Raw genomic sequence first — 23,684 nt, forward strand, 5'->3', positions numbered from 1 at the left:
TCGGTACTGCTGTTCACGTATTGAGATGAGCGGGGTTCCACAAGTTGGAACGCTAAATCAGCTGCGCAGTGCGCGGTCGGTGATCGACTTCGCCCCGCGGCCGATGGCCACGGTTCCCGACTGCACGATCTCCTTGATCCCGAAGGGTTCGAGGACCTCGCGCAGGGCTTCGACCTTGCCGAGCTCGCCGGTGGCCTCGATGCTCACGGAGTCGGGTCCGACGTCGACGATCTTCGCCCGGAACATCTCCACCGCCGAGGCGACCTGGGGTCGTGTGGCCGCATTCGCCTTCACCTTGTAGATGATGTGCGCACGGCGCACCGAGGACTCGGGTTCGAGTTCGACGATCTTGATGACGTTGACGAGCTTGTTCAGCTGCTTCGTCACCTGCTCCAGCGGAACGTCGTTGACGTCGACGACGACGGTGATCCGTGAGAGCTCCTCATGCTCGGTCACACCGACGGCGAGGCTGTGGATGTTGAAGCCGCGGCGGGCGATGAGCCCGGTGAACCGGGTGAGCACGCCTGGCTTGTTCTCGACCAGGACAGAGAGTGTATGTCGGCTGCTGTTCATTCCAGGCCTCCTTCGATCTGAGCCACGGAACGCACCGTGCCGTCTTCGTTCGCTCCGGCCTCGGCGATGGCGGCCTCGGCCTCCTCTTCGCCCTCTCCGTCGAACTCGGGGCGGATGCCGCGGGCGCATTCGATCTCATCGTTCGACACGCCTGCCGCGACCATCGGCCACACCATCGCATCCGGTGGGACCGTGAAGTCGAGGACGACCGGTCGGTCGTTGATCGACAGCGCCTTCTCGATCGCGGCGTCGACATCCTCGTTGCGGTCCACGCGGATCGCCTCACAGCCGTAGGCTTCTGCCAGTTTGGCGAAGTCGGGGATGCGGATCGTCTCGTGTCCGGTGTTGAGGTCGGTGTTCGAGTACCGGCCGTCGTAGAACAGGGTCTGCCACTGGCGGACCATGCCCAGCGACGAGTTGTTGATGATCGCGACCTTGATCGGGATGTTGTTGAGCGCGCAGGTGGCCAGCTCCTGATTCGTCATCTGGAAGCAGCCGTCACCGTCGATCGCCCACACCACACGGTCGGGCTGGGCGACCTTCGCGCCCATGGCAGCCGGCACGGAGTAGCCCATGGTGCCGAGTCCGCCGGAGTTCAGCCAGGACTTGGGGCGTTCGAATTCGACGAACTGAGCTGCCCACATCTGGTGCTGCCCCACCCCTGCGGCATAGACCGCCTCGGGGCCGGTGAGAGCCGAGATCCGCGAGATGACGTACTGCGGATCGCACAGTTCGCCGTGCGTCTCATAGCCGAGCGGGTAGGTCTGCTTGAGACGGTTGAGGAAGCGCCACCACGGTTCGCGCTGACGTTCCAGAGCCTTGGGGAACTTGCTGCGCATCTCGGCGAGCATCTCGGCGAGCACTTCGCGGGCATCGCCGACGATGGCGACGTCGACCTCTCGGTTCTTGCCGATCTCGGCCGGGTCGATATCGGCGTGGATGACCTGGGCGTTCGGTGCGAACGAGTCCAGCTTGCCGGTCACGCGGTCGTCGAAGCGGGCACCGATGGCGATGAGCAGGTCGGCCTTCTGGAAGGCAGTGACGGCAGGCACGCTGCCATGCATTCCGGGCATGCCCAAGTGCAGCTGATGCGAGTCGGGGAAGGCTCCGCGCGCCATGAGCGTGGTGACCACGGGGATGTTCGTCGCCTCTGCCAGGCGCAGCAGCTCCTTCTCGGCCTCCGAGCGGATGACTCCGCCGCCGATGTAGAACACCGGGCGCTGAGCCTCGGACATCAGGCGTGCGGCCTCGCGGATCTGCTTGGCGTGCGGCTTGAGGATCGGGCGGTAGCCGGGCAGCACCGGCTCTTCCGGCCAGACGAACGGGGCCGTGCCGGTCTGCGCATCCTTGGTGATGTCAACGAGCACGGGGCCGGGACGGCCGGTGGTCGCGATGTGGTGGGCGTTGACGAGCGCCGCCGGAATGTCCTCGGCACGGGTGACGAGGAAGCTGTGCTTGGTCACCGGCATCGTCATACCGACGATATCGGCTTCCTGGAAGGCGTCGGTGCCGAGCAGCGTCGAGGCCTGCTGACCGGTGATCGCGAGCATCGGCACGGAGTCCATGTGCGCATCGGCCAGAGCCGTGATGAGGTTCGTCGCGCCCGGGCCCGAGGTGGCGATGCACACGCCGAGCTTGCCCGATGCGGCCGCATAGCCTTCGGCCGCGTGGCCGGCGCCCTGCTCGTGACGGACGAGGATGTGACGGATCTTGTCCGTCTCGAACAGCGGGTCGTAGGTGGGAAGGATGGTGCCGCCGGGAAGCCCGAATACCGTGTCGACCTCGAGCTTCTCGAGGCTGCGGACGATCGCCTGTGCGCCGGTGAGGACCTCCGGCCCGGTGTTGCGGCGAATGCTGGACGGTGTGGCTGTGACCGGTGCGGACGCGGGTTGAGTGCCCGTGTCTTTCGCGGTCGAGGGCTTGGCTGCCATCGATTCCTATCCTTCCTGGGTTTCCTTCTCATCTCCGCATTAAAAAAGCCCCTCCGGATTCGGTAGGGGCGCGCGGAACGTGTCGTCTCGACAGGCTACGGAAGATCCGCGCGCTGGGTAATAACGACGACAAGAAGGTGAGTCATGCCTCAATAGTTCCCCGCAGCACTCGAGGGTGTCAAACCTCGCAAACGTTCGTCCCGACATTCGAGACCGCCAATGGTTGCCAGGCGAGACTCGCCGAGGCGGCCCAGTGTCCACATCTCCCATTGCCCCTCCGCCTGACCGGCATATTCAGCGCACAGAGAAACGGGAAGCCAGTTTGCCGGATTCGTGGAATAGGTCACAGTCTGCGACTAGGCTTGACTCTCGTGCGCCCCCTCCTCCGTTTCTGGCCTGATCTCCGCTCCCGCATCGGCGTGTACGTCCTCGTGCTCGTCCTCACTCTCCTGGCCAACGGAATCCAGCTCATCGTCCCGGTGATCACCGGTTACATCGTCGACGGACCCATCGCCAACCGAGATCTGTCGGGACTGTGGCTGCCGGTCCTCGGGGTGCTGCTCATCGGCATCGCCGAGGCTGTCGGCATGTGGGCCAGGCGCATGGTCGTCGCCCCCGTCGTCTCCCATTGGGAAGTGACGTGGCGTTCGCGTCTGTTCGATCGCCTGCAGTACACCTCGGTGGCGATCCATGACTCCTGGGAGTCCGGCCAGCTCCTCTCGCGCGCGGTGAATGATCTGTCCCAGCTGCGCCGCTTCTTCGCGTTCGGGCTGCCGTTCCTCCTCTCCACACCGATCGTGCTCGCCGTCGGCACGGTGATGCTCGTGGTCATGCAGCCGGTGTTCGGTCTGATCATGATCATCATGGCGGTGCCGGCGATCATCGCGGTCGCCGTCTTCGAGAAGCACTATCGGGAGACCTCCCGTCGGTCGCAGGACACTATGGGCGAACTGACCACCGACGTCGAGGAGTCCATCCAGGGCATCCGCATCCTCAAGTCCTTCGGACGCTCCCCCTGGGCCGCCGAGCGCTTCTCCGAGATCTCGACCCGGCTGAAGTCCTTGGAGATCCGCAAAGCGAAGCTCGACTCGTGGCTGTGGAGCGTACTCCTGCTGCTGCCGACTCTGGCTCAGGCCGCGATCGTCGCCGTCGGCACGTGGGGTGTCATCGAGGGCTGGACGACGATCGGCACTGTCGTGGCGGCCGTGACGATCTCGATGGTGCTGCGGATGCCCATCGAGATGCTCGGCTTCCTGCTCGCCGATGCGCTCATGGCGCTGACCGCCGCAGGACGGTACTGGGAGGTCATCGACATCCGCCACGACATCACCGATGCCGACGGCGGTGTCGACGATGCCCCCGAAGTCGGCCGCTACCGCGGGAAGCTGCGCTTCGACGATGTCGATTTCCACTTCGCCGATACCGAGCGACTGACTCTGCGCGGTCTCGATCTCACTATCGAGCCCGGTCAGACTCTCGCTCTCGTCGGGGCGACCGGCTCGGGAAAGACGACGCTGGCGTCACTGGTGCCCAGGCTTCAGGACGTCTCCGCCGGCACGGTGAGCATCGACGACGTCGACATCCGAGACATGCCGGTCAACGAGCTGCGTCACCTCGTGTCCGTGTCCTTCGAGGATCCGATCCTGTTCTCGACCTCGGTGGCCGAGAACGTCGAGATGGGTGCCCCGGGCGCGAGCGAGGAGGAGATCTGGGAGGCCCTCGAGATCGCGGCGGCGAAGGATTTCGTCTCCCGACTGCCCGATGGTCTGGATACGCAGGTCGGCGAACAGGGACTGTCCCTGTCCGGCGGTCAGCGTCAGCGCCTCGCTCTGGCTCGTGCGGTCATCGCGCGTCCGCGCATCCTCGTGCTCGACGACCCGCTCTCGGCCGTCGACGTCGACACCGAGGACCGAGTGCAGCGAGCACTGCGGGTGATCCTGCCGGATTCGACGACTCTCATCATCGCCCACCGCCCATCCACAGCTGCATTGGCCGATGTGGTGGCGGTGCTCGACGAGGGCCGGATCGCAGCGCTCGGCACCCACGAAGAGCTGCTCGAGTCCTCGAAGCTCTACCGCGAACTCATGGGGGCGAGCGCGAAAGCCGATGCGCATACGTATCCGGGGGCGGCCGCCTCGGCGAAGGAAGGAGGGACACCATGAGCATGCCACGTCTCGACAGCGACGACGAGATCGAGTCGCTGCCGCCGGACATTGCGAAGAAGGCCCGCGCCCTGCTGATGTCGCTGGTCAGGCCGCACCTGGCGATGGTCGTCTTTCTCGCTGTCATCGTCGTGCTAACCGCGGCGCTCATGGTCATAGGGCCGGTGTTCATCGCCGACGCCCTCGATCAGGGTGTGCCCTCAGCCATCGACGGCGATATGGATCCGCTGATTCGGGCGGTCACGCTCTTCGTGGTCTCCGCAGTCGCCTCGGCGGTCTTGGCTTTCACGTCGACCAGGCTCGTCGGAATCACCGCGCAGAGGATCCTCTTCACCCTGCGCGAGCGGGTCTTCACGCATGTGCAGCGTCTTGACCTGGGCTATCACGAGAAGTCGACCTCGGGTCGGCTCGTGTCCCGGCAGACGTCGGACATGGAATCGGTGCAGCAGTTCCTGTCGTATTCGCTCTTCGACACGGCGCTGGCGGTGCTGCAGATGCTCTTCATCGCCGTCACCCTCGTCGTCCTCGATGTGCCGCTGGCGATCGTCGTCTTCGCCGGTTTCGTGCCGCTGTTCTTCATCACGAAGGCTGCGCATACGACTCAGCGCAGCGCCTACCGGCGCACGCGGACGTCGATTGCGAAGGTCATCGTCCACTTCGTCGAGACGATGGGCGGCATCCGCGCCGTGCAGGCGTACCGGCGTCAGCCCGAGCGGCGCGGGACCCTGAGCGATCAGGATGCGCGCTATCGGGATGCGAACACGGACGCCCTGCGCGGGGTGGCGTGGTTCGCCGGGTGGACCCGGCTGATCGGAAATATCACGCAGACGGTCATCATCGTCATCGGTGCGTGGCTCGTCATCGAGGGGTGGACTCAGATCGGCGTGCTCGCCGCCTTCATCCTCTACCTGCGCCGTTTCTACGGTCCTCTCGATGAACTCGTGCAGGCGTTCAATCTCTACCAGTCCGCCTCGGCGGCGTTGGAGAAGATCGCGGCGGTGCTCGACACCGACCCCGAGGTGGTCGAACCGACCCAGCCGCAGGCTCTGCCTGCGCACGCAACCAGTGACGCGTCTGCCAGCGGTCGTGCCCTCGATCTCGACGGCGTCCGCTTCGCCTACTCCGACGGCCCCGATGTCCTCCCCCGCTTCGATCTCCACATCCCGGCGGGACAGATCGTCGCGCTCGTCGGCGCCACCGGCGCGGGCAAGTCGACCCTGGTCAAGCTCGTCACCCGCTTCTACGATCCAAGCGTTGGTCGGATCACCCTCGACGAGGTTGATCTGCGTGACCTCGATGATGCACAGCTGCGATCGTCGGTCGTCATGGTCACTCAGGAGTCGTTCCTCTTCGCCGGCACCATCGCCGACAACATCCGCATCGGCAACCCGGGCGCCGGCGATGACGATGTCGTGGCGGCCGCGACCGCGGTCGGCTTGGACGCGTACATCCGCCGACTGCCCGAGGGCTATGCCACGGATGTGAAGAAGCGCGGCGGCCGGCTGAGTTCGGGCCAGCGTCAGCTCGTGTCCTTTGCCAGGGTGTTCCTCGCCGATCCGGATGTCGTCGTCCTCGACGAGGCGACCGCGCACCTCGACATCCCGTCCGAGCGTCTGGTGCAGAACGCTCTGGCCACAGTGCTCGAGGGCAGAACGGCGATCATCATCGCCCACCGCCTGTCGACCGTCGAGATCGCCGATCGCGTGCTCGTCATGGAATCCGGTCGGATCATCGAGGACGGGACACCGGACGAGCTCATTTCCGGAACGGGCAAGTTCGCGCAGCTGCACCAAGCCTGGCGCGACTCCCTCGTGTGAGGTCACTCGCTGATCAGCGGCACGAACCGGTACCGGCCGTGACGAGTGATCGTCAGCCCGTCGGAGCCAGGGCCGCCACGGACGACGCGGAGCATCTCCCCCGCTACGGGAATGACCATCGTGGCACCGACGGCCAACTGATCGACGAGCTGGTCGGGCAGTGATTCTGCCCCAGCGGAGACGAGGATCCGGTCGAACGGTGCCTCAGCCGGGAGACCGAGTGCGCCTGGAACGGCTTCGTGGATGGCCACGTCGGCGAAGGTCTCCCGGTCTGCGGACTCGGCGATGACGGCCTCGATGGCCGCCCGCGAGGATTCGACGAGCTCGGGATGCCGTTCGACCCCGAGCACCCGCCCGGTCGGCCCGACGAGGACGGCGAGCAGCATCGACGTCCATCCGGAGCCCGATCCGAGGTCGAGGACGGTTTCACCCGGCTGCGGATCGAGGAGTCGGAGCATGTCAGCGACGGTGCTCGGCTGCGAATTCGTCTGCCCGCGCCCGATCGACAGGGGCACATTGTCTAAGGCATTCTGACGTTCCGCCATCGGCAGGAAGCGTTCGCGCGGAACCCGGGCGAACGCCTCGGCGATTCGACCGTGCGTCGCATCCGATGTCATTGCTCCTCCGATCCACGACGGTCTTCGGTACCTTCCCATTGTGCCGATCCGCGGGGAGGGCACAATGGCGCCACCGAGTATCGTTGTGCCGTGACCCAATCCGATCTCTCCCGCGCCCAGAGCCTCATCACCTCGATTCCCGACTATCCCGAACCGGGAGTGGTCTTCCGCGACATCTCCCCGCTGCTCGCCGATGGTCCGGCGATGCGGGCCGTCACCGAGGCGCTCATCGAACCGTTCGCCGGACAGTTCGATATCGTCGGCGGACTCGAGGCCCGCGGCTTCCTCTTCGCCGGTGCCGTCTCCGCGATGACGGGAGTCGGAATCCTGCCGATCCGCAAGGCCGGAAAACTCCCCCGCCCAGCGGCTGCCGTGTCCTACACCCTCGAATACGGCACCGCCACGATCGAAGGCCCCGATGTCCTGGCGAAGGGCGAGCGCGTCCTCCTCATCGATGACATCCTCGCCACCGGCGGAACGCTCACAGCGGCCCAGTCCCTAGTCGCCGATCTCGGCGCTGAGGTCATCGGGTCAGCCGTCGTCCTTGAGCTCACCGCGCTCGGCGGACGCGAGCATACGGGCGAGGTTCATACCCTCTTCGCGGAGTGAGACGCCTCAGCCGATTCGGACATCCTCAGCCGATTCGGATGAGGGCATCGCCGGCAGAGATCGGTCCCGCCTCGGCGAGGGTCAGGTTCTCGGCGTCGGCTTCGAGGACGACAACCGGAACGACCACGGACTTCTCCGCTTCCCGCGCGGCTGCCAAGTCCCAGACGACGATCTCTTCGCCGGCCTCGACCTGCTGCCCGGCCTCGGCACGGAGCGTGAAACCCGCTCCCTTCAGGTGAACGGTGTCGATGCCCAGGTGGACGAGCACACCCTGATCGGGCCGGTGGGAGATGACGAAGGCGTGGGGCTTGAGGCTCGTCAGCTTTCCCGAGACAGGAGCCGTGACGGTCAGGTTCGCTGCCTCGCCGGGGTCGATGGCCGCTCCGGGGCCGACGAGCGCTTTTGCGAAGACGGGGTCGGGAACCTCCGTCAATGGGATCACCGTGCCGGTGATGGGTGCAGCGATCGTGACTGCCATAGTCAGCAGGCCGCCTTTCTCCAAAATCAGTTGTACTTCGCCTAGACTGACCTCAGACTACAGACAAGGATCACTGTCGACCAGCAGATGCTCATCGGCGAGCAGAGGAGACGAAGACGTGACTCAGCCCATGAGGTCTTCGATGTCATCGACGAGGTTGTCGGCCTCCGGACCGACGACGACCTGGACCGCGCTTCCCTGCACCACCACGCCGAAGGCACCGGCTGCCGTGAGCGCCTGTTCGTTGACGAGAGAGTCATCGTCGACCTCGACGCGCAGACGAGTGATGCACGCTTCGATGTCGTCGATGTTGTCGGCACCGCCCAGTCCGGCGAGGATCTGCGCTGCTTTGTCCATGTCTGTCACCTTCATCTCCGGCGTCCATGCGCCGGCGTCGATTTCACGTTCTGCGATCTGCGTCACAAGTCTACGGCGACTGGTGACCAACTGCCCCACTTCCGAGGAGGAAACCGATGACCACCGCATCCGCTGAGGCACCCAAGAATCGCAGGAAGGCGATACCGGGATTCGCCCAGCTCCAACGCGTCGGACGCTCCCTCATGCTCCCGATCGCCGTGCTTCCGGCCGCGGCCCTGCTGATGCGCTTCGGCCAGCCGGACATGCTCGGCGCCGACGGGCTCGGCCAATTCGCGGACTGGCTGCTGCCGGTGGCGACGGTCTTCGCGGCCGCCGGTTCGGCTCTGTTCGACAACCTGCCGCTGATCTTCGCCGTCGGTGTGGCCATCGGCTTCGCGAAGAAGGCCGACGGCTCCACGGCACTGGCCGCCGTCGTCGGCTATATGGTCCTCACCGGAGTCTTCACGGCCATGGCTCCGGGCTTCGGCTCGGACAACGGTGAGGGCGAGAACGTCATCAACTTCGGAGTGCTCGGCGGAATCGTCGTCGGCATCATCACCGCCCTGCTCTATCAGCGCTATCACCGAATCAAGCTGCCGACCTACCTCGGCTTCTTCGGCGGTCGCCGTTTCGTTCCGATCGTCACTGCGGTCGCGTCGATGGTCATCGCCGTGATCATGGCGCTCATCTACCCCGTCTTCGACTCCCTCATCAACAAGGGCGTAGGCGGCTTCCTCATGGAGCACGGAGCCAACCCGGGCACAGGGTTCGTCTTCGGTACCATCAACCGACTCCTCATCCCCTTCGGACTGCACCATCTGCTGAACAACCTGCCCTGGTTCCAGCTGGGTTCGTGCACGACCTCCTCGGGGGACACCGCGCACGGCGACATCACCTGCTTCTTCTCCGGTGTGGACGGCACGGCCGACTGGACGGGGTCGTTCATGACCGGTTTCTTCCCGATCATGATGTTCGCGCTTCCCGCCGCAGCCCTGGCGATCTATCGCACCGCGCACCCGCAGCGCCGCAAGGTCGTCGGCGGCATCATGCTCTCGGTGGCGCTGACAGCGTTCATCACCGGAATCACGGAGCCGCTCGAATACGCCTTCGCCTATGTCGCATTCCCGCTCTACGCGGTCCACGCCGTGCTCACCGGCACGTCCCTGGCGTTGGTGAATGCGCTCGGCATCAAATCCGGATTCGGCTTCTCGGCCGGCGCGCTGGACTATCTGCTCAACCTCGGACGAGCCTCCGAACTGTCCGGCGGCATCGGGCCGGTCCTGCTTCTGCTGGTCATCGGCCTGGCCTATGCGGTCATCTACTACTTCCTGTTCCGGTGGGCGATCATCAAGTTCAATCTGCACACCCCGGGTCGCGAGGACGAGACCGACACCGGCACCGGAACTCCATCGGTCTTCGACGAAGCGCAGCTCGCCGCCGATGAGTCCACGGGCAAGAAGCGCGCTCAAGACGAAGGGCGGAGCTGACACTCACTGGCACGTGTCGTACAGAGCTCGCAGCTGATCCTCAACCGTCTGTGCCCCTGTGGTGGACTGCGAGTCTGGTTCATCGCCATAGTCGCAGCCGCCCACATTGACCCACCCTGGATTCCACTGATTGTTCGGCCCCGCGTTGAGAGTCCAGTGGAAATCCCAAGACTGAGTGTTGACAACGTCAATGCGTTCGATTTTGTCTCTCAGCTGACTGACCGCTTCTGGTCCGTCAGGGATTTCAACAAAATAGCTCGACACCTGGTCGTCTTCGATCCTGATCTCATCATTCTGGTCAAGGATCGGGCTGATTGCAGTCTCCAGACGGTTCTGCGCCTGCTCTGAGAACGGGAAATCCACATTCCACTCAGCCTGGGACGGAGCTCTGGTCCTCAGTTGGAAGTCTTCGGAGCCGAGCTCTGTCCGTACCGCACTGATTGTCCGGAAGGGGTCAGTCTGCGCGTCGCTCAGCTCCAGTGAGTCTTCGAAGGTACTCTGCTTCGACTGTCTATTCCACTCGATCCGATCGGCGGACAGTGATGCAGCGAGGATAAGAAGATGCGACGTTCGCTCCGCCATGATGTCACTACTCGTGTTGTCTCTGATGTCAAGTTCCTGATCCGAAACCAGGAGCGTGAGCTCCTGGTCATAGCGATCGAACTCCGGACCGGTCTCCTGATCGAACGCGGCGGCCACCTCGAGGGTTTGATTGTGTGTCGCATCGGTGGACATTGTGACGGTGTGAGCCAGCAACCGACCCGAATCGAAGCCGTTCTGGTAAACGGTGCTGACATCTTCGACCCCCGCCTTAGTCGACAGCACCGCGCCGATGTCATGCGCACGGTCGCTGAGATCTGGTCCGAAACACCCGGACAGCCCGACCGCCGCAACAATGACGGCACCGACAGACGCGATCCGGCGGCGATGATGTGCTCTTCGTTCCCCCATGTCTCGAACCTATCGGTCTCACACTCGCTTCCACGGTCACAACGTGTGCCAGTCTCGACACTGATCGCTCGTGGCGGCATCGAAAAATGAAGAAACAGAGAGAAATCGGGAATGATCGCCAACGACACTGTCGTTATAGAGTCGCTCGGGATCACCTTCAGATTCCCGAATCCGCGGAGACATCGCACAAGGACGTTCCGCAGATCATTCCAGCCCCGTGACGAAAGGCGTACACCATGACGGTTCCCACACTCACTCTCAACGACGGCAAGACGATCCCGCAGCTGGGATTCGGCGTCTTCAAGGTCGACCCCGACGAGACGGAACGCATCGTCACCGACGCCCTCGAAGTCGGCTACCGCCACATCGACACCGCCGCCGTCTACGGCAACGAGGAAGGTGTGGGCCGGGCCATCGCGAAGTCCGGGATCGCCCGTGACGAACTCTTCGTGACGACCAAGCTGTGGAACGACCGCCACGGTGCGGAGGAGTCCAAGCGGGCCCTCGGAGAATCCCTGGAGAAGCTCGGCCTCGACCATGTCGACCTCTACCTCATCCATTGGCCGACCCCAGAGAATAAGAACTCCGTCGAAACTTGGGAGGCCTTCCCCGGTTACCGCGATCAGGGCCTGACCTCCTCGATCGGCGTGTCGAACTTCGACCACCGCTTCCTGCCCGAGATCCTCGACACCGGCATCATCCCCGCCGTCGACCAGATCGAGGTCCACCCTCAGTTCCAGCAGGTCGAGACCCGTCCGCTGCTGGCCGAGCACGACATCAAGGTCGAAGCCTGGGGCCCGCTGGGTCAGGGCAAGGTCGACTACGCCAACACCGTCATCGGTGAGATCGCCGCCACCCATGAGAAGTCCTGGGCTCAGGCCATCATCCGCTGGCACCTGCAGAAGGGCCACGTCGTCTTCCCGAAGTCGAACAACCGCGACCGCATGGAACAGAACTACAACGTCTTCGACTTCGAACTCACCGACGCCGAGGTGGCAGCCATCGACGCGCTCGAGAACGGCGGCCGCGTCTCGGCCGATCCTGCCGAGGTGAACTGACCCGGTCAGCTTCGACCAAAACCTCGCCGAGGCGGCCCACCCCGACCAACGGTCGTGACCGACGAGGCCGGTTGAGCAGTCAGGTCGAGCAATGACGAAGCCGCCGGAGAGTTCCGACTCTCCGGCGGCTTCGTCGTTCTGTCACTCCGCCGGCTTGCCATCGACACCGAGGACGACGGCGTCGATGAGCACCGGCCCGTCGGCCTGCAGCGCCTCGCGGTAAGCGGCTTCGAATTCTTCCCGCGTCGTGGTGCGCTGAGCCGGAACTCCGTAGCCCTGTGCCAACGACACGAAGTCGATCGCGCCCAGAGTCAGCCCTGGGGTATCGGGAACTCCCATCCGCTCGGCGAATCCGGACAGCGCACCGTATCCGGAGTTGTTGACGATGACGAAGATCGTCTTCGTGCCCAGCTGAGCGGCCGTGTACAGAGCCGTGAGCCCGTAGTTCGCAGACCCGTCGCCGACGGTGGCGACAACAGTCTTCTCCGGGTCGCCGAGGGCTATGCCGACGGCGACCGGCAACCCGAAGCCCAGTCCTCCCGAGGCCGGGAAGTGATACATTCCGGGCCGGTCGATGACGATCCGCTCGAGGTATTCGAGGTCGAGGGTGGTCGTCTCATTGAGGTAGACGACACTGTCGTCGACGTGCTCGTTGAGGACATCGAGCACCTCGGTGCCGGCCATCCCCTGCTCCGATCGGGCAGGAGCGGTGACGACTCGGGACCCGCGGTCGCCTCGGCGAGTTCCTCGATCCGTCGTCGCTGCAGCGAGGTCGGCAAGCGCGGTCGCGACGTCCGCGACGACGGCACGGCCGAACGGTGCCCGCGTCGCCTCCCGTGGATCCTGGGTGATCTGGATGACCTCGGTGCCCGGCTCCAGGTAGTTCGCCGGTTCCCAGCGGTGGTACCGGAACGTGGCTGCACCGATGACAAGGACGACGTCATGGCCGGACAGTCGGTCGCGCACCGACTTGATGCCCGGAACCAGGACGCCTTCGAAGTTCGGATGGGTTGTGGGGAACGGGCACCGCGTCGGCGAGGGCGCGACATAGACGGAAGCACCGAGGCGCTCGGCCAGCACCACCGCGTCCTCATAGACCGTCGGATCGTCGACGGCGGCGGCATCGACCTGTGGCCCGAGGACGAGAGCGGGGTTCTGCGCCCCGTCGAGGACGTCGGCGAGCTCTCGCCGCAGCGACTCCGACATGGTCCCGGCCGTCGTCACCGAACGCTTCGTCAGCAGCTCGTCGTCGGCAAGTGCTGGCTCGTCCCAGTCGTCGAGGGGGACGGACACATAGACGGGCCCGCTCGGTTCGGTGGCTGCCTCGAATGCGGCCTGCGACAGGGTGCGCGGCACGTCGGTGGCCGACAGCGGCTCGTGTGAGTACTTCACCAGCGGAGCAGGCAGGGTCGAAGCATCGACGCTGGCGAGCATCGTCTCCTGACCGACGGTGCGGCGCACCTGCTGACCTGCGAGGACGACGAGCGGAACGTGGCCGTAGCGGGCGTTCGTCAGCGCACCCACGCCGTTGCCCGACCCCGAGGCGGCGTGCAGATTGACCAGCGCCGGTCCTCCCGCGGCCCGTGCGTATCCTTCGGCCATGCCGACGACGACCTGCTCATGCAGACCGAGGACGAACCGGAAATCCTCGCCGAGTCCTGCGAGGAACGGCAGCTCGTTCGAACCCGGATTTCCGAAGATCGTCGTCATCCCGTGAGCACGGAAGACCTCCAGACTCGCGTCGAGGACTGTCTTCTCACCTTCGGGCTGATCGGCCATTGTGCCTCTGCTTTCGTTTTGGGTGCTCTCGCGGTGGGGCGACGAGGGATGGCGTCCCTCTCACCTCACCATAGCCGTGGCTCATACGTTCCGGCTCAGGCCAGCACGCGGATCGGCTCTCCCGAAATCCAGGCGGCGATGTCCTCGACCGCTTGGGTGAAGAAGATCCGGTACGTGTCCTCGGTGACGTATCCCAGGTGCGGGGTGAGCACGGTGCGCGGTGTGCTGCGCAGGCGATGGTCGACCGGCAGCGGCTCTTCGTCGTGGACGTCGAGTCCAGCACCCCGGATCCCTCCTGCCTCCAGCACGGTGATGAGTGCGTCGGTGTCGACGAGTCCGGCACGCGAGGTGTTGACGAGGATGCTGTCGGGCTTCATCGCCTCGAGCTCGGCTGCTCCCACGAGTCCTCGGCTGCGTTCGCTCAGCTTGTAGTGGATCGTCACCACGTCGGCGGTGGAGAACAGTTCGTCCTTGCTCACCGCGCGCACGCCCAGGGCGTCCGCCCGTTCCGCGTCGAGGTTCTGGCTCCACGCCACGACGTCCATGCCGAAGGCCGCACCGACCCGCGCGACCTTCGTTCCCAGACGTCCCAGACCGACCACGCCGAGGCGGTGCCCATCGAGGTCTCCCCCGACGGTCGACTGCCAGCCCCCGCCTCGGACGGCGGCGTCCTCGGCCGGGATGCTGCGCAGGACGGAGAGGATGAGTCCCCAGGTCAGCTCGGGTGTCGCCGAGGTGGTCGACTCGGTTCCGCAGACCACAATCCCCTGCGCACGCGCCGCCTCCACGTCGATGGAGGCGTTGACCCGTCCCGTGGTCACGAGCAGACGCAAGTTCGGCAGCCGTTCCAGCCGCACGGCGGTGAAGGCGGTTCTCTCTCGCATCGCCACAGCCACCTCGGCACCGGAGAGGACCTGCACCAGGTCATCGTCGTCGACGATGGGACGATCGATGAACTCGACCTCGGCGTCGAGACCGCTCCAGTCCGCGAACTTGCCTGCCACCTGCTGATAGTCATCGAGAACGACGATGCGCATTGTGTTCCTCTTCTGAAGTCGTGTGACCTACATCCTAGAGCCGATACGCTGGGCTGGTGAGTGCACCGATCATCCTGAGACAACGCAGCGGCCCCATCATCACGGTCATCGTGTGGGCGTTCCTCGCTTTCCTCCTCGGCGACGCGCTGCTGCGCGGGGCGTGGGACACCGTCGGTCGTTTCGGTCCAGGTCTTGTACTCATCGGCTGGCTTGCATTCATCATCCTCTGGCGGCCGGCTCTCGTCGTCGGAACCGACGAGGTGGAGGTCAGGGAGATCCTGCGTACGACGTCTGTGCCGTTCACCCGAATCCGTGATATTCGGCTGGGTTCTGTCGTCACGATCGAGACCGCCTCGGCGGAGGGGGCCGAGCGGACCATTCGACCGTGGAACGCTCCCGGAATGCCGCGACGGAAGATCGATTCCGGACTGACAGGCGGAACGCGACCGGAGTCTCTGGACAATCACCCCGCGTTCGAACTGCTGCGCCGATGGGAGCATACTCAGGCCCATGCGCCTGAAACGGCTGTGCGAAGCGGTCCCTCCGGCCTTGCCGAGGACGTCAGCACTCGATGGAGCCTCGGCGTCATCGGGGTGACTCTGGTGCTGGTGCTCCTGGTGGCAGTCGGACTCATCTGAACAAAGAAAGACCGGCCCCGTGGGGAACGTGAACCCACGGGGCCGGCAGTCTCGGATGGCTTCAGTCGATCAGTGCATCACTTCTTGAAGCCGATCTCGGTCCAGTCAGGCGATTCCAGCTGACGCGGCCCGAGGTTGACGACGTCTTCCCTGACACCCCAGACATAGGGGGTCGGATAGAACGGGATGAGCGGCTTGAGCTTCAACACCTCGGCATCGCCCTCATTCGCCAATTTCTTGGCTTCGGCGGGATCAAGCGTCTTCGTCGCGGCCTTGAACTTCTCGCCGATCGCATCGCTGGAGATCTTCGAGTGGTTCTGCTCCGAATCTGCGGGGTAGAACAGGTTCGAACCCGAAGAGATCGGGAAGGCCGTTCCCTCCCAGGTGAAGGTCGCCATGTCGAAGTTGCCGTTGAGCACGTGATCGGCGAAGTACGCAGCCACAGGGACGGTTTCGATCTCGATCTTGAAGCCGACCTCGTTGAGGTCCTTCATGATCTGTTCGGCACGCTGCGCGTTCGACGCGGTGTCGGCGGGAACGACGATCTTGAACTGCAGCTTCTCGCCGTCCTTCTCTCGCACTCCACCGTCGCCTTCGGCCCAGCCGGCGTCGTCGAGGATCTTCTTCGCCGCCTCCTGGTCGAAGTCGAGGCTGCCGTCGGTGTTGTCCTGGTAGCCTTCCTGCCCGGGCATGAAGGTGACGTTGTTGACCAGGGTCACGGGCGCCTCAACGGGGCCGATCGCGGCCTGGGCGATAGCTTCGCGATTGATGGCGTGGCCGATCGCGTCACGGACCTCCTGTTCCTTGAGCGCACCCTTCTCTGCGTTCATCGTCACATGGGTCCATTGCATGCCCTGCGACTTATAGATCTCACCGTCTTCGCGTTTGTCGGCCATCTTGTAGGAGTCGCCGTCGGTTCCCACATCGACGAGGTCGAGCTCCTTATTCGCATACGCCTGGGCCTGCTGCGCCTGAGACACGACCTTGAAGATCACCTTGTCGAGTTTGGGCTCCTGGCCCCACCACTTGTCGTTCTTGACCATCGTGATGACGCCGGACTTCGTGTCGACCTTGTCAGCCTTGAAAGGACCGTTCGAAGGCAGGACCTTCTTCGTGTAGTCCTTGTTGAAGGAGTCGGCATCCTCGGTGATCTCGTTGGGCAGGGGCGCAGCGATATAGTTCGGCCAGTCGATGTTCGGGGTCTTGAAAGTGATCTTGACCTCGTGCTTGTCCTTGCCGGATTCGATCTTCTCGATATCCTCATAGCCCTTGGTCGAAGCAACCTCGAACTCGTCGTGTTTGCCGTCGCGGGTCTGCCAGAACGCCTTGTAGTCGTCGACGTCGATCGGCGTGCCGTCCTCCCAGACGGCGTCTTTGTTCAGCTTGACGTCGATGACCAGCGGATCCTCGCTGGCGATCTCGACGCTCTCGGCGTAGTTCTTGTCGACTTCCCAGGTGCCGTCGTCCTTGATCGTGACGGGCCCGCCCAAGGTGGTGCCGTAGATGTTGTTGTTGTCTACGTGCGCGCCATCGGCGTGGTAGTAGTTGAGGCTCGCGGGGATTTCGGTGATCGGGTAGGTCAGCGTGCCGCCGTCCTTGACCTCGTCGTATCCGGCTTTCTGGTAGTCGGTGGTGGGGAGTCCGGAGATCTCCTTGTCCGCCTTGTCGCTGTCGACTCCGCCGGAGTCCTTGTTCGCCTGCTGGCAGCCGGACAGTGCCAGGCCCAGCGCAGCGGTCGCGGCGACGACCATTGTCGCCTTCTTCCTCATTCTCATGAGTTCCTCATTTCTAGTGTGGTGTTCCTCGAGGTGGGCTATGGGTGCGGCTTCAGGTCGCGGTGTCGAGCTCCCTGATCCGCTCCGCATGGTGGCAGGCGACGAGGTCGCCCTCCAGTGACCGCGGACGGGGGTCATCGGTCAGGCACATCTGCCTGTCCCCGTCCGGCAGCAGGTTGAACAGCGGGCACCTGGTGCGGAAGTTGCAGCCGGAGATCTCATCGGTCGGGCTCGGCAGATCTCCGGTGAGCAGCACCCGTTCCCGAGACCGTTCGACTTCGGGGTCGGGGACGGGGATCGCTGACATCAGTGCTCGCGTATAGGGGTGCCGCGGCTGCCGATAGAGCGCGTCGGATTCGCCGTACTCGACGATCCGACCGAGATACATCACGGCGACATAGTCCGATATCTGTCGGACGACCGCGAGGTCGTGAGCGACGAACAGATAGGACAGTCCCAAGGTGTCACGCAGGTCTTCGAGCAGATTGATGACACCTGCTTGGACGGAGACATCGAGAGCCGAGACGGGTTCGTCGAGGACGAGCAGCTTCGGGTTCGTCACCAGGGCCCGAGCGATGCCGATGCGCTGACGCTGCCCACCGGAGAACTCATGCGGATAGCGTTCGGCCATCGCCGCGTCGAGGCCGACGAGTTCGAGCATCTCGGCAACCTTGTCGTTGCGCTCCTGAGCTGGCACCTTGTGCACGGTCAGCGGTTCGGCGATCACTTCGCCGACCGGCAGCCGCGGGTCGATGGCGGCCATCGGATCCTGGAAGACGACCTGGACGTCTCTGCGCATGGCCAGACGTTCACGCTTGTTCAGGTCCGCGACATCGATGCCGTTGATGACCAGCCGCCCCTTCTGCGGAGCGACCATCTCCAGAACCTCACCGATCGTCGTCGACTTCCCGCAGCCCGATTCGCCCACCAGTCCGAGGGTCTGGCCGGCCTTGATCTCGAGATCGATTCCGTCGACGGCTTTCACCGTGCCGATCTGTCGCTTGAACACGGCGCCTTTGAGCAGAGGGAAGTGCTTCTGCAGACCGGTGACCTCAAGGATGTTCGGTGCTGCGTCATCTTTCACTCGAGTCGCCACCGGGTCGGGGCGCGGGTAGATGTCTTTGGCTTCCAGATCGCCCCGGGCGATCTCGTCGGCACGGTGACAGGCCGCCTGCACGCCGGTGACACCGTGTTCGACGAGTTCGGGCTCGACCTCGCTGCATTTGTCGACCGCGATCGGACAACGCGGTGCGAATGGGCACCCGGGCGCAAGATTCGACAGCGACGGCGGTTTGCCCTCGAGCGGAACGAGTCTCTGGGTTCCCGCTGTGGCAAGGTTCGGCACCGAACGCAGCAGTCCTGTCGTATAGGGCATCTGCGGGCTGTGGAAGACCTGCTCCACTCCCCCGGTCTCGACGAGGCGGCCGGCGTACATGACAGCGATTCGGTCGGCGTTTCCGGCCACCACACCGAGGTCGTGGGTGATCAGCACGATCGCGGCACCGGTGATCTCGCGTGCTTTCTGCAGCACGTCGAGGATCTGAGCCTGGATCGTCACGTCCAATGCCGTCGTCGGCTCGTCGGCGATGATGAGATCAGGATCGTTGGCGATCGCAATGGCGATCATGGCTCGCTGCCGCATGCCTCCGGAGAACTCGTGCGGATATGACTTCACCCGCCGCTCCGCCCCTGGGATGCCGACGATTCTGAGCAGTTCGATCGCCCTATCGTTCGCCGCCTCTTTCGACAAGCTCGGGTCATGGATGATCAGACCCTCGGAGATCTGTTCTCCGATCGTATAGACGGGAGTCAGTGCCGACAGCGGATCTTGGAATACCATGGCGATCTCGCGGCCACGCAGCTTCGACATCTGGTGGTCGTTCATGTCGAGAAGAGACTGCCCGCGATACCGGATGGAGCCGGCGATCTGAGCGGTGGAGGGAAGCAGACCCATCACAGCCATCGAGGACACGGATTTGCCTGAGCCGGATTCGCCGACGATGCCGAGGAACTCGCCCGGTCTGACCTCGTAGTTGACCCCGCGCACCGCTTGAACGTCGCCGTTGGGGTTGGGGAAGGTCACCGTCAGGTCTCTGACTTCAAGGATGGGTTCTGCCGCGATGACGGGGGCGAGGTCGATGTCAAGGGTTTCAGTCACGGTTGACTCCTGAGGTCGGATCGATCGCATCCCGCAGGGCATCGGCCATGAGACTGATCGCGAAGAGCATGAGCACGAGCACCCCTGCGGGGAAGACGAACAGCCAGGGACGTGTGGCCGCCGCTCCGGAGCCTTCGGCCAGCAGAGTGCCGATCGACACGTCGGGTTTCTGTATGCCCAGGTTGAAATAGCTCAGGGACGTCTCGGCGAGGATTGCGGAGACGACGCCGAGTGTCGCATCGACGATGAGGATCGAGGCCACGTTGGGGATGATGTGCCGGCTGAGGATCTTCGGAGTCGAAACCCCCATATAGCGGGCGGCTCGGACGAAGTCGCGATCCTTGATCGCCTTGGTCTGGTTGCGCACGACTTGAGCCATGATCATCCAACCGAAGAGCACGAGGAAGACGACGATGGCCGTCCACGACAGCTGCCTCAGCAGAGGCGCCATGAGCACAAGGATGAAGAAGGACGGCAGCACGAGCAGAAGGTTGATGAACCAGACGATGATCGTCTCGACTCGACCACCGAAATAGCCTGCCGTCGATCCGATGATGGCGGCCAGAATGCTCGCACACGGCCCGGCGATGATGCCGATGAGCAGGGATTTCTGCAGTCCCACGACGGTCTGAGCGTAGATGTCCTGGCCGATCGTGTTCGTACCGAACCAGTGCTGGGCACTCGGGCCCTCATTGAGTGCGAAGACATCCTGGTCGGTCGGCGAGTAGATGTTGATGGTGTTGCCGAACAGAGCGAAGAGAACGAAGAATGCGAGCAGGATCCCGCCGACCCAGAAACGTGGCGTCGAGCGCAGGCGGCGCCAGATGAGCATCGCCCGAGAGGTCGGCTTCGAACGCTTCGTCACCACCTCGGTGTCGGGATCTGTGGAGATCGGAATATCTGTTGCCATGTCAGATCCTCACTCTCGGGTCGAGTGCGGCATAGAGCACCTCGGACAAGGTCGAGGCCAGGAGCGTGAGCACTGCGACGAAGAGAACGGAGCCTGCGGCCGCGTTTATATCGGACTGCAGGATCGAGTTGATGGTGAACTGGCCCATGCCGTTCCACGAGAAGATGACCTCGAGCATCGACGAGCCGGCGACCAGTGTGCCGAACGCGTAGGCGAAGTACGTCGACATCGGGATGAGTGCGACGCGCACGCCGTGCTTGACCAACGCGGTTCTGCGGGTGCGCCCTTTGGACCTGGCGGTGCGGATGAAATCCGATGCAAGCACGTCGAGCATGACCGAACGCTGGTAACGCGAGTACGTCGCGGCGCCCATGAGCACAAGCGCCAGGGTCGGCAGCAGCATATGTGACACCTGGTCGGTGAACCACGGGACGAATCCCGGGTCGATATTCGCCGAGTAATCACCCGAGAAGCGGATGAGGGTCGTGCCGAGGGCATTGTTGAATCCGGTGGCGATGATCATGAGGATCACGCCGATGACGAATGTCGGAGTGGCGATGATGAGGTAGGACGCGTAGGTCACGACCTGGTCGGATGTCTTGTACTGTTTGACGGCTCCCCAGACTCCGAGGATCACGCCGAGGATGGCTCCGATGATCGATCCGATGAGCAGGAGCTTGAGGCTGACACCTGCCCGAACGAGGATCTCCTGCAGCACCGGTGAGTTGTGGACCGTCGTGCCGAAATCACCGTGGAGGAAGATGTTGGTCAGCCAGTGCCAGGTCCTCTCGAGGATCGGGACTTCGGGGTTCGTGCCGTGGCCGTTGAGGATGGACCGAATCGAATCTTCTGACAGCGGCGGATTCTGACCACGGTACCGGGAGGCCGGATCCATGAATGAGCTGGAGGTGATGTAGGCGGTGACCGTCGCTATGAACGCGAGGATGAAGTAGTTGATGAACCGCCGCAGGACGTATTTTCCCATGGTGCCGACTACGACACAGGGATCAGCCGAGCCTCACTGGACGTCGAGGAATGGTGCATGGGACCCGGAAGCTGGGAGTAGATCTCACGGCGAATCGGGAAAGCGGTGCGAATCATCAACGATCAAGGTTCCTTTGCGCGAATTTTCCTCTGATCAGCCACTATGAGTGAATCATCAATGGTTCATCACAGAAAACTGAACGTAGTTCGCACTGTATCCCCATGTGACCTGCTGCACAAACGTCCCTTGCAGTATTGATTGCGACAAGGCGCCGTGTCCCCCGGGAACTCGCGCGACACGCCGAAGTAACTTTTCGGTAACTGTAGTTTCGTGTCGCGGGCTCAGAACGGTCCGTACTGCGGTCAGGAACGTTCCCCACCGAAATCGCCGAGGCGGTGCAGACGTGACGTCTGCACCGCCTCGGCGATGGAGGAACCGGACCGTATCGCTGAGTGTCACCCGAGGGTGAGCGGAATCAGCAACGGACCTTGAGGTGGATCAGAAGCAGACCGCGCCCTTCGACGCCGACTGCACGAGCTTCGCGTACTTGCCGAGCACGCCGGTGAGGCGATGGTTGTCCGGGATCGTCCAGGACTTGCGACGCTCGGCCAGCACCTCCTCGTCGACGTGGAGCTCGATCGAGCGGGCCGCGATGTCGACGGTGATCTTGTCACCGTCCTCGACGAGCGCGATCGGGCCGCCGTCGACTGCCTCGGGGGCGATGTGGCCGATGCACAGACCGGTCGAACCGCCGGAGAAGCGGCCGTCGGTGAGCAGCAGGACGTCCTTGCCGATGCCCGCACCCTTGATGGCGCCGGTGATCGCGAGCATCTCGCGCATTCCGGGTCCGCCCTTGGGTCCTTCGTAGCGGATGACGACGACGTCGCCTTTCTTCAGTTCGCCGTTCAGCACGGCATCCATCGCCGGCTTCTCCTGGTTGAAGACGCGAGCGGTGCCTTCGAAGACATCGGCGTCGAAGCCCGCGGACTTCACGACGGCGCCTTCGGGCGCCAGCGATCCCTGCAGCACGGTGAGGCCGCCGGTGGCGTGGATCGGGTTGTTGAGCGCGCGCAGGATCTTCCCGTCCGGGTCCGGCGGGTTGATCGACTCGAGGTTCTCGGCCACGGTCTTGCCGGTCACGGTCAGGCAGTCGCCGTTGAGCAGACCGGCGTCGAGGAGGGCCTTCATGATCACGGGCACGCCGCCGATCTTGAAGACGTCGTTCATCACGTACTGGCCGAAGGGCTTGACGTTGCCCAGGTGCGGAACCTTGTCGCCGATGCGGTTGAAGTCATCGAGATCGAGCTCCACTCCGGCCTCGTGGGCGATGGCCAGCAGGTGGAGGACCGCGTTCGTCGAACCGCCGAAGGCCATGACCACAGCGATCGCGTTGTGCAGCGATTCGCGGGTGATGATGTCCTTCGTGGTGATGCCCTGGCGCAGCATGTTGACGACTGCCTCACCCGACTTGCGGGCGAACATCGTGCGGTTGCGGTGGATGGCCGGCGGAGCGGCCGAACCCGGCAGCGACATCCCCATGGCCTCGGCGGCCGAGGCCATCGTGTTCGCGGTGTACATTCCGCCACAGGCACCCTCACCGGGGCAGACGGCGCGCTCGATGGCGTCGACGTCCTTCTGGGACATGGTGCCCGCACGGCAGGCGCCGACGGCTTCGAAGGCGTCGATGAGGGTGACTTCCCTCTCCGAGCCATCCTCCATCTTCGCGGTTCCGGGCATGATCGAACCGTTGTAGAGGAAGACGCTCGAGAGCCCGAGGCGGGCGGAGGCCATGAGCATTCCGGGGATCGACTTGTCGCAGCCGGCCATGAGCACGGAGCCGTCGAGGCGCTCGGCGCTCATCACGGTCTCCACGGAGTCGGTGATGACCTCACGGGAGACCAGCGAGTAGTGCATTCCCTCGTGGCCCATCGAGATCCCGTCCGAGACGGAGATGGTGCCGAATTCCAGGGGGAAGCCACCGGCCTCGTGGACGCCTTCCTTGGCGGCCGAACCGAGACGCTGCAGCGACATGTTGCAGGGGGTGATCTCATTCCACGAGGTTGCGATCGCGACCTGCGGCTTCACCCAGTCATCGTCGCCCATGCCGACGGCGCGCAGCATGCCGCGTGCGGCGGTGGCCTCGAGGCCGTCCGTGACATCGCGAGAACGGGGTTTGATGTCGGGAGTGGTGTTGTCTGTATCGATGCTCATGCAGGCATGCTACGCCCGATTTCAGCATCCGCACGCCGGACTCTCGCATGGTGGAACCTCTTCTGGGAACCATGCGAGAGTCCGACTGCGAGGCGGTGGTCAGGCCCTGCTTAGATCAGATTTGCGTGACCTAATGACGGCACGTCAGCCC

Annotated in this window: 19 protein-coding genes; 6 read left to right on the forward strand and 13 right to left on the reverse strand. The window is 64.0% G+C overall.

The annotated features are described in order from the left end of the window. Positions 1-57: 57 nt before the first annotated feature. Together ilvN and LJ362_RS11580 are read right to left on the reverse strand one after the other, a co-directional pair. Positions 58-573 (reverse strand): acetolactate synthase small subunit, encoded by a 516-nt coding sequence (ilvN, locus tag LJ362_RS11575; RefSeq protein WP_101544532.1) that lies wholly within the window; start codon positions 571-573, stop codon positions 58-60. Next, on the reverse strand, positions 570-2,504 hold the full coding sequence (locus LJ362_RS11580; protein ID WP_264799194.1) for an acetolactate synthase large subunit: 1,935 nt from the start codon (positions 2,502-2,504) through the stop codon (positions 570-572). Before LJ362_RS11580 ends, ilvN begins: the two co-directional genes overlap by 4 nt. A gap of 371 nt (positions 2,505-2,875) precedes the next feature. Between LJ362_RS11580 and LJ362_RS11585 the strand changes: the two genes are divergently transcribed. After that, positions 2,876-4,666 carry an ABC transporter ATP-binding protein gene (locus tag LJ362_RS11585; protein ID WP_264799195.1) on the forward strand — a complete coding sequence of 597 codons (1,791 nt, stop codon included), beginning with the start codon at positions 2,876-2,878 and terminating at the stop codon, positions 4,664-4,666. Then, positions 4,663-6,483 carry an ABC transporter ATP-binding protein gene (locus tag LJ362_RS11590; protein WP_264799196.1) on the forward strand — a complete coding sequence of 607 codons (1,821 nt, stop codon included), beginning with the start codon at positions 4,663-4,665 and terminating at the stop codon, positions 6,481-6,483. Before LJ362_RS11585 ends, LJ362_RS11590 begins: the two co-directional genes overlap by 4 nt. A 2-nt stretch (positions 6,484-6,485) precedes the next feature. Here the strand turns inward: LJ362_RS11590 and LJ362_RS11595 are convergent, their stop codons facing one another. Beyond that, positions 6,486-7,100, reverse strand: coding sequence for a protein-L-isoaspartate O-methyltransferase family protein (locus LJ362_RS11595; RefSeq protein WP_264799197.1), 615 nt, complete (start codon positions 7,098-7,100; stop codon positions 6,486-6,488). 90 nt (positions 7,101-7,190) lie between these two features. Here LJ362_RS11595 and LJ362_RS11600 point away from each other — a divergent pair, with 90 nt between their 5' ends. Continuing rightward, complete coding sequence (locus LJ362_RS11600) at positions 7,191-7,709, forward strand: adenine phosphoribosyltransferase (protein ID WP_264799198.1); 519 nt, start codon at positions 7,191-7,193, stop codon at positions 7,707-7,709. Between the two features lie 25 nt (positions 7,710-7,734). Here the strand turns inward: LJ362_RS11600 and LJ362_RS11605 are convergent, their stop codons facing one another. Together LJ362_RS11605 and LJ362_RS11610 are read right to left on the reverse strand one after the other, a co-directional pair. Beyond that, a complete protein-coding gene (locus LJ362_RS11605; RefSeq protein ID WP_264799199.1) occupies positions 7,735-8,187 on the reverse strand; it encodes a PTS glucose transporter subunit IIA in 453 nt (150 codons plus the stop codon). 123 nt (positions 8,188-8,310) lie between these two features. Beyond that, positions 8,311-8,673 (reverse strand): PTS glucose/sucrose transporter subunit IIB, encoded by a 363-nt coding sequence (locus LJ362_RS11610; RefSeq protein ID WP_264799200.1) that lies wholly within the window; start codon positions 8,671-8,673, stop codon positions 8,311-8,313. Here LJ362_RS11610 and LJ362_RS11615 point away from each other — a divergent pair. Next, positions 8,661-10,031, forward strand: a complete 1,371-nt coding sequence (locus tag LJ362_RS11615; RefSeq protein ID WP_264799201.1) for a PTS transporter subunit EIIC — start codon at positions 8,661-8,663, stop codon at positions 10,029-10,031. The genes LJ362_RS11610 and LJ362_RS11615 overlap by 13 nt on opposite strands. 3 nt (positions 10,032-10,034) lie before the next feature. On the opposite strand, the gene LJ362_RS11620 is transcribed toward LJ362_RS11615, so the two are convergent. Beyond that, entirely contained in the window at positions 10,035-10,982 is a 948-nt protein-coding gene (locus tag LJ362_RS11620) for a hypothetical protein (RefSeq protein ID WP_264799202.1), read from the reverse strand. A gap of 236 nt (positions 10,983-11,218) precedes the next feature. On the opposite strand from LJ362_RS11620, the gene LJ362_RS11625 reads away from it, so the two are divergent. Continuing rightward, positions 11,219-12,040 carry an aldo/keto reductase gene (locus LJ362_RS11625; protein WP_264799203.1) on the forward strand — a complete coding sequence of 274 codons (822 nt, stop codon included), beginning with the start codon at positions 11,219-11,221 and terminating at the stop codon, positions 12,038-12,040. Between the two features lie 141 nt (positions 12,041-12,181). On the opposite strand, the gene mdlC is transcribed toward LJ362_RS11625, so the two are convergent. Together mdlC and LJ362_RS11635 are read right to left on the reverse strand one after the other, a co-directional pair. Beyond that, positions 12,182-13,819: a benzoylformate decarboxylase gene (gene mdlC, locus LJ362_RS11630; protein ID WP_264799204.1), complete on the reverse strand. Its 1,638-nt coding sequence runs from the start codon at positions 13,817-13,819 to the stop codon at positions 12,182-12,184. 95 nt (positions 13,820-13,914) lie between these two features. After that, a complete protein-coding gene (locus LJ362_RS11635) occupies positions 13,915-14,856 on the reverse strand; it encodes a D-2-hydroxyacid dehydrogenase family protein (RefSeq protein ID WP_264799205.1) in 942 nt (313 codons plus the stop codon). Between the two features lie 56 nt (positions 14,857-14,912). Between LJ362_RS11635 and LJ362_RS11640 the strand changes: the two genes are divergently transcribed. After that, the gene (locus tag LJ362_RS11640; RefSeq protein WP_264799206.1) at positions 14,913-15,494 is read left to right on the forward strand and encodes a PH domain-containing protein; all 582 of its coding nucleotides are present in this window, start codon (positions 14,913-14,915) and stop codon (positions 15,492-15,494) included. A 77-nt stretch (positions 15,495-15,571) separates the two neighbouring features. Here LJ362_RS11640 and LJ362_RS11645 read toward each other — a convergent pair whose 3' ends face one another. The 5 genes from LJ362_RS11645 to ilvD all read right to left on the reverse strand — a co-directional run bounded on the left by LJ362_RS11645 (position 15,572) and on the right by ilvD (position 23,533). After that, entirely contained in the window at positions 15,572-17,269 is a 1,698-nt protein-coding gene (locus LJ362_RS11645) for an ABC transporter family substrate-binding protein (RefSeq protein ID WP_264799207.1), read from the reverse strand. Positions 17,270-17,321: 52 nt separating this feature from the next. Further along, on the reverse strand, positions 17,322-19,427 hold the full coding sequence (locus LJ362_RS11650) for an ABC transporter ATP-binding protein (RefSeq protein WP_264799208.1): 2,106 nt from the start codon (positions 19,425-19,427) through the stop codon (positions 17,322-17,324). After that, positions 19,420-20,337 carry an ABC transporter permease gene (locus tag LJ362_RS11655; RefSeq protein ID WP_264799209.1) on the reverse strand — a complete coding sequence of 306 codons (918 nt, stop codon included), beginning with the start codon at positions 20,335-20,337 and terminating at the stop codon, positions 19,420-19,422. The genes LJ362_RS11650 and LJ362_RS11655 overlap by 8 nt, the downstream gene beginning before the upstream one ends. 1 nt (position 20,338) lies before the next feature. Continuing rightward, the gene (locus LJ362_RS11660) at positions 20,339-21,322 is read right to left on the reverse strand and encodes an ABC transporter permease (protein WP_264799210.1); all 984 of its coding nucleotides are present in this window, start codon (positions 21,320-21,322) and stop codon (positions 20,339-20,341) included. A 498-nt stretch (positions 21,323-21,820) separates the two neighbouring features. After that, positions 21,821-23,533, reverse strand: a complete 1,713-nt coding sequence (ilvD, locus tag LJ362_RS11665; RefSeq protein ID WP_264799212.1) for a dihydroxy-acid dehydratase — start codon at positions 23,531-23,533, stop codon at positions 21,821-21,823. Positions 23,534-23,684 lie beyond the last annotated feature (151 nt).

The organism is Brevibacterium sp. JSBI002, assembly GCF_026013965.1.
In the GTDB taxonomy this organism is placed as follows: Bacteria; Actinomycetota; Actinomycetes; order Actinomycetales; family Brevibacteriaceae; genus Brevibacterium.